The organism is Clostridium estertheticum (assembly GCF_018861295.1).
Lineage (GTDB): Bacteria > Bacillota > Clostridia > Clostridiales > Clostridiaceae > Clostridium_AD > Clostridium_AD estertheticum_D.
In genome coordinates this window covers 1-6,817 of record NZ_JAHLDM010000056.1, presented here as the reverse complement: position 1 = coordinate 6,817, position 6,817 = coordinate 1, and the positions used below count along the sequence as shown (strand labels likewise).

4 protein-coding genes and 1 pseudogene are annotated in these 6,817 nt (G+C 30.2%); all 5 read left to right on the top strand.

What is annotated here, in order from left to right:
- A partial coding sequence (locus tag KPL54_RS25415) for an RHS repeat-associated core domain-containing protein (protein ID WP_290444470.1) occupies window positions 1-4,145 on the top strand: 4,145 nt, incomplete at its 5' end.
- 20 nt (window positions 4,146-4,165) lie between these two features.
- Window positions 4,166-4,708, top strand: a complete 543-nt coding sequence (locus KPL54_RS25410; protein WP_216109271.1) for an SUKH-4 family immunity protein — start codon at window positions 4,166-4,168, stop codon at window positions 4,706-4,708.
- Window positions 4,709-5,210: 502 nt separating this feature from the next.
- Window positions 5,211-5,258: pseudogene (locus tag KPL54_RS26795) on the top strand (RHS repeat-associated core domain-containing protein); the annotation flags it as partial.
- 129 nt (window positions 5,259-5,387) lie between these two features.
- Window positions 5,388-5,717, top strand: a complete 330-nt coding sequence (locus KPL54_RS25405; RefSeq protein ID WP_309245423.1) for a hypothetical protein — start codon at window positions 5,388-5,390, stop codon at window positions 5,715-5,717.
- Between the two features lie 14 nt (window positions 5,718-5,731).
- Window positions 5,732-6,103, top strand: a complete 372-nt coding sequence (locus KPL54_RS25400) for a hypothetical protein (RefSeq protein ID WP_216109270.1) — start codon at window positions 5,732-5,734, stop codon at window positions 6,101-6,103.
- Window positions 6,104-6,817 lie beyond the last annotated feature (714 nt).

Here is a 6,817-nt window from a genome sequence, read left to right as displayed (position 1 = left end):
ATGGAAAAGAGAATATTTACGTTCATGATAATGAAGGTAATTTAATAGAAGAGAAAACAAAGATTTCAGTTGGGCAGTGGAAAATTGAGGGGTACACTTATGACTCATATGGAAGAATATTAACTAAAACTGATGGAAATAAAAACACTTCAAAATATGAATATGATGTAGAAAGCGAAGATCAAGACAAACAAGGAAAAGACCCAGTAATAGTTACTACAAATAGTAATTATGTATACAGATACGAATATGATGAAGTTGGTCGCAATACCTCAATTGAAACGGACTATGGAACTATAGAATTTGGTTATAATAATTTAAATTACGTCTCAGAAATTAAAGATGGTAATGGAAATAAAACAACAAAATCTTATGATAAGATGGGTAATTTAATAAGGGTTGAAACGCCAAATGGAGGCAATTATAGCTATAAATATGACCATATGGATAGGTTGTTAGCCATAAAAAATCCAATGGGATCCATTGAGAAAAATATAAGAGACAGCGAAGGAAACATAATAAAAGAGGTAAATCCAAATTACTTTGATGAGGATTTACAAAATGGTTTAGGCATAGAATATGTCTATGACAAAGATAATAGAAAAATAAAAACACTATATCCAGATGGTGGAGTAGAAAGATTTGTTTTAGACGCAAATGGAAATGTCATAAAACACATAAGTCCAGAATACTACAATGCAAAAACAGATGATGGACTGGGGTATAGCTATATCTATGATTCAATGAATAGATTAGCTTCTATTATAAACGAAGAAGGAATTATAGACAAAACCTTTGAATATGACCTTCATGGGAATATAATTAAGGAAATAGACAGTGAAGGAAACGCTACTTTATTTAAATATGACTTGCTTGGAAACTTAATTGAAAAGCGAGTTCCAGTGGAAAAAGAAAAATATAATGTAACTTGCTACCAGTACGATGAAAATAGCAATAAAATATTAGAAAGACATGGAACAGACCTAGTTAATAAAGAGGAATATTGCAATTACTATCATGAAATCTATTTTGAGTATGATAAAGAAAATAGACTTATCGAAGTTAAAGATAAACATGGGGCAAAAGCGAGATACAAATATGACTCATTAAATAATAAAACCTACGAAAGCTTTAAAATAAATGATACTACAGAAAAAATTGTTCATTATATTTATGATAAAGCAGGGAATTTAATAGAAAAGAAAGAAGAAATAGATGGTAAGTTTATTTCACCAGAAAGTAAGGACAAAAATATTTGGTCTATTACTAAATATGAATATGACAAAAATGGCAATGCCATTAAAATTACAACTCCAAAAGGTTTTGAAATTGGAAGAGTATATGATGAAATAGATAGAGTTATAGAGCAATATGAAAAAGATGAAATAAATAATATCTTTAGAAGCCATGTATATAAATATGATAAATCCAGCAATATCATAGCTTTAAGTGAATATAGTGGGAAAGATGCAAGACTTATAAATAAAAAATATTCAAGTGAAAATGACTATAACATAAAAGCTCTTGACAGATATGAAAAGGCTAAGGAAAATAAGAAGTTATTTGAAGAATTACAGTTTGAAGAAGATAAAAAGAGTAAAGGGTACACTTATGATTCTCAAGATAGACTTACTCACTTTAAGAATATTTCAGGAAATATAACAAGATTACTTTACGATAAAAATGATAGAATAATAAAACAAATACTACCACAGCAATATGATGAATCTACAGATGATGGCTTAGGAACAACCTATGTTTACAACCTAAAAGGTCAAGTAATCCAGGTTAAAAATGCCCTTGGAGAAACAGTAACGCGAAATACTTATGATCCAAAGGGAAATATGGAAACCTCAATTGATGGTGAAAACAACAAGGTTGAGTATACCTACACACTACTTGGTCAAATTAAGGATATAGTTACTCCAAACTCCAGAAAAGAAAATAAAAAAGCTCAAAGTTATAAATACGACGCTAGAGGAAACATAACTGGAATTACTGAGGGTAATGGAAACCAAACAAGCTACATGTTAGATGATTGGGGAAGAATAACTCAAATAGTAACTCCAGAAGGTGGAGCTGAAAAGTACACCTATGACTATGCGGGTAATATTATAACAACAACTGATGCAAATGGTGGAACAATAACTTATAGTTATAATAGTTTAGGACAAGTATCAGAGATAAAAGATCAAGAAGGAAATATTGAATTTTTCTATTATGATGAAGAAGGAAATTTAAGTAAGCAGTTAGATAGAAACGAAAATATTGTAGATAGAGTTTATAATATTGATAAAAATATAGTTTCTGTAAAAGCTTATAAAAACCATAAAAAAACAATAGAAGAAATCTCAAAAGAGCAAAAAATCTTAAACATTATAGATCAAAGATATAACTATAATGAAGATGGAACACTAAAAAATGCATACACAGGAAACATGTTATATGAGTATAGTTTTAATGATGAAGGAATGTTGGAAAGCAAGAGTGCATCGGGAAGAAAACTTCTAAGTTATGATTATGATAAGAATAAGAATATTAAAACTATAAAAGATATCACAGGTAAAAGTAGTATTTACAGTTATGATGATGCAAATAGAGTAAAGGGAATAAAAGACAACAAGGAAAACACCCTAGTAGATTATGTTTACTTTAAAAATGACAATATAAAAAGTATAAACTATGGAAATGGGTTAAAGACGGATTATGGATATGATGGTGATGGAAATGTTGAGAGTTTAGTTACAGTAACTTCAACTGGTGAGGTATTAGTAGATTATAGTTATGCTTATGACTTAAATGGTAATAGAATAGAAAAAACAAGCAGTAAACATAAAAACAACTACACCTATGACAGCATGAATAGAGTAAAAGACTCTAGCTATGATGGAAGACAAGAAAGCTTTACCTACGATAAAGTAGGGAATAGACTAACAAAAACAACAAATGGTATAACTGATAGATATGTTTATAATGTAAAGAACCAGCTAAAAGAATTACACCAAGATTCTGGCACAAATCACTTTACTTATGATAAGCAAGGCAATACAATAAGGGAAGAAAGTGACCTAGGCGCAAGCACTTTTGAGTACAATAATTTAAACCAGCAGGTTAAAACTTTAACTAAGGAAGGAAATACTTTAGTTAGTAGATATGATACTGAAGGTTTAAGAGCTGAGATTGAAGAGAATGAAAAACTAACTAAGTTTATTTTCCATAAGGAAAATGTATTAGTTGAAACAGATAAGAATTATAATCCAGTTTCTAGATTTACTAGAGGGCATGAAGTTGTTGCTGCTGATATTACAAGTAATACAGAAGAAAATAGGTATTATTATGCGCAAGATGAACAAGGCAGTACAGTCCATATTACAGATAAAGAGCAACAAATAAAAAATGAGTATTGTTATGATGCTTTTGGTAATGTTTTAGAAAGTACTGAGGATATTCATAATAGGATAACTTATACTGGACAGCAGTTTGATGTGATAACAAATCAATATTACTTAAGGGCTAGATTCTATAATCCTGTTATTGGAAGATTTACGCAGGAGGATGTTTATAGAGGTGATGGGTTAAATCTTTATGCCTATTGTGGGAGTAATCCTGTGGTTTATTGTGATCCTAGTGGATATGCTGATTGCAAGAGTAAAACTAGTGCTCATAATGAGGCAATCAATAATACTGATTATAGTAGTATTAGTGCTTATAGAGGAATTGATGTAGAAAAAATTCCGATTGAGTATAGAGCTGATCCAAGATTAACTACTCAAATGAATTTTAAAGGTAAAGATAAAAGCGGAATAAATGCTGCTGGATGGGAAAGAAATGCCAGTAAACATTTTAATGAATTATTAGATGAACATCCTAAATATTGGAGCGAAACAAATGTGACAAGGATAGATAGTGGATTAGTTCCAATAGTAGATAAAGATTTTATTCAGCATTTCCCACAATATAATGACACAGTAGGTGATAAATTAATTCATCATCATATAGGTGGTGGAGGGCAAGCAACTGCAGTGCCTGAAACATTGCACAAAGGATTTGGTGGAATTCACAATGTGGAAAAAGAAATTGGAATTAGGGGAAACGATAAACTAACTGATATGGCGGAAACATTGTCAAAAGACTATAAACACTGATTTAAAGGGAGGGATTTTTAATGATAAGTCCAATTGAATTTAAAGAAAAGTGGAATAAAGAAGTGTACCCATTAATTAAGTATGATATAGATAAAGTTAATAAACTGAGTATACCGATAGAAAGTAAGCAGTTATTAACTGAGGCTGGATTGCCAGACTCAGCAGCTCCATTTTTAAATTTTGAATCAATTGACTCAGGTGCACTATTAACTTTAAAAGAAAAATATAATGTTGATAAATATGAAGAGTATATTTATATTGGATTTAACGGAAATGGAGATATTTTAGCAATTGAAAATAAAACAGGAATAGTTGTATCTATCAATCATGAAACATTTGAAAAAGTATATGTTAATAAGTCAATACCTCAATTAGCTGAAAGTTTACTAGAATATGCAGACTTTATAAAAACAATCAAAGAAATTAATGGCAGAAAAGCATATTTAAATAGAGAATGTCCGAAAGAACAATTAGAAGTAATTAAAAACAAATTAAATAATATTGATAACAAAAGTATTGGTAATAATACTTTTTGGGCGGAAGAGATAAGTCTTTTTGAATAAAACAATAAAAAAAGAATTCGTGTTCAACGTAAGCCTCAAATAGCCACCACCTTAACTTAAAATGGTTAAAAATAAACTGTTTCTAGTTTCTTCAATGCGGTCGGGGGTCAAGCAAACAATTGTAAATTTAAAAAAATACAGTATCCCATCATAAGTAAATTATGATGGGATTTTGTCTGCAAAGCGAAAGCAAAAACGGCAGCAGTTTGGGGCATGAAATAAAAATAAAAACCATTACACCTATGACAGTATGAATAGATTAGGATTCAAGTTATGATGGAGATTTAGAGGCAGAGGAAAACAGGTATTACTACACTCATGATGAACAAGGCAGTACTATTTTTATTACAGATAAAGAGCAACAAATAAAAATGAATATTGTTATGATGCTTTTGGTAATGTTTTAGAAAGCACCGAAGATATTCAGAATAGGATATACAGGGCAGCAATTTGATTCTATAACTCAGCAGTATTATTTGAGGGCTAGGTTTATAATTCTGTTATTGGGAGATTTACTCAGGAGGATGTTTATAGGGGCGATGGGTTAAATCTTTATAGTTATTGTGGGAGTAATCCGGTTGGGTATTGTGATCCTAGTGGATATAAGGCAAAATGCGAAGGAAAAAGTAGGAGTTCTGCTGAGGAGATTGCTGATGCCGGGACAGGAGATTATTCAGATGTGGGTGGTCGTCACGTGCATGCTAAAGCAGGATTCAGAGGTGATGTTAATTATGACCCTAAGAAAGGATTTTCTATTAGTCAGGATTATATGATTAATAATGGATTAAATCATTCTGATATGACAAATAAACAAAGAGAGTTGTTTAAAGAACTCCATATGAGTGGTAGACCCAATACACTTGAAGAACACACACGAATAGCTAAAGAAGCACTAAAAGCAGGTGGAGCAACTGATGCTCAAGTAAATGAATTAACAAGAAAGTCTATTGAAAATCTTACAGTGCAGGGAGTGACACAGCCAATAAGAATACCTTGGTATTCAAAATAAATTAAAGAGAGGAAATGATTATAGTGAATGAAAACATTTTAGATTATTTTGGAAATAAATTAATAAAAGAAGTTAGAGATGTAACAATAGCAAGCTGGGATATGATGCTAAATGGTAAAATGAAAGGGATTACTGCACAACAGTTTAGTGATAAAATATCTGCATTTAATGATGAACAATTGGAGGTTTTAAAGTGGCTAATACCTAAAATTACTGATTTAAGTTTGCATAGTTTACTTGTTATGATTGAGCAAAATGATGAAATAAAAGTAGCAGTGTATGATGGTCAGAAAGATAATGATATTAAAGAAAATAGTGATGGTTTAGAAGGTGAACTTTATACTGAAGATGGTTGGATTAATAAATTTAGTAAAGAAAGATATTAGAAGAAGAAACTGTTTCTAGTTTTTGCTATGATGTCAGGCATCAAACCAATAATTGTAAATTATAAAAACTCATCATGAGTAAATTATGATGGGGTTTTGTTTGTAACGCGACAGAAAGTTTTGTTAGTGGAATAATATAGTAGCAAAAAATTACTATCACGAAATCTATTTCGAATATGATAAAGCAGGAAATTTAATAGAAAAGAAAGAAAAAATAGATGGTAAGTTTATTTCACCAGAAAATAAGGATAAAAATATCTGGGCAATCACAAAATATGAATATGACAAAAATGGCAATGCCACCAAAATTATAACTCCAAAAGGCTTTGAAATTGGAAGAGTATATGATGTTATCGATAGAGTTATTGAGCAATACGAAAAAGATGAGATAAATAATATCTTTAGAAGCCATGTATATAAATATGATAAAGCCAGCAATATCATAGTTTTAAGTGAATATAGTGGGAAAGATGCAAGACTTATAAACAAAAAATATTCAAGTGAAAATGACTATAACATAAAAGCTCTTGATAGATACGAAAAAGCTAAGGAAAATAAGAAGTTATTAAAAGACTTAAAGTTTGAAGAAGATAAAAAAAGTAAGGGATACACTTATGATTCTCAAAATAGACTTACTCACTTTAAAAATATTTCAGGAAACACAACAAGATTACTTTACGATAAAAATGATAGAATAATAAAACAAATACTACC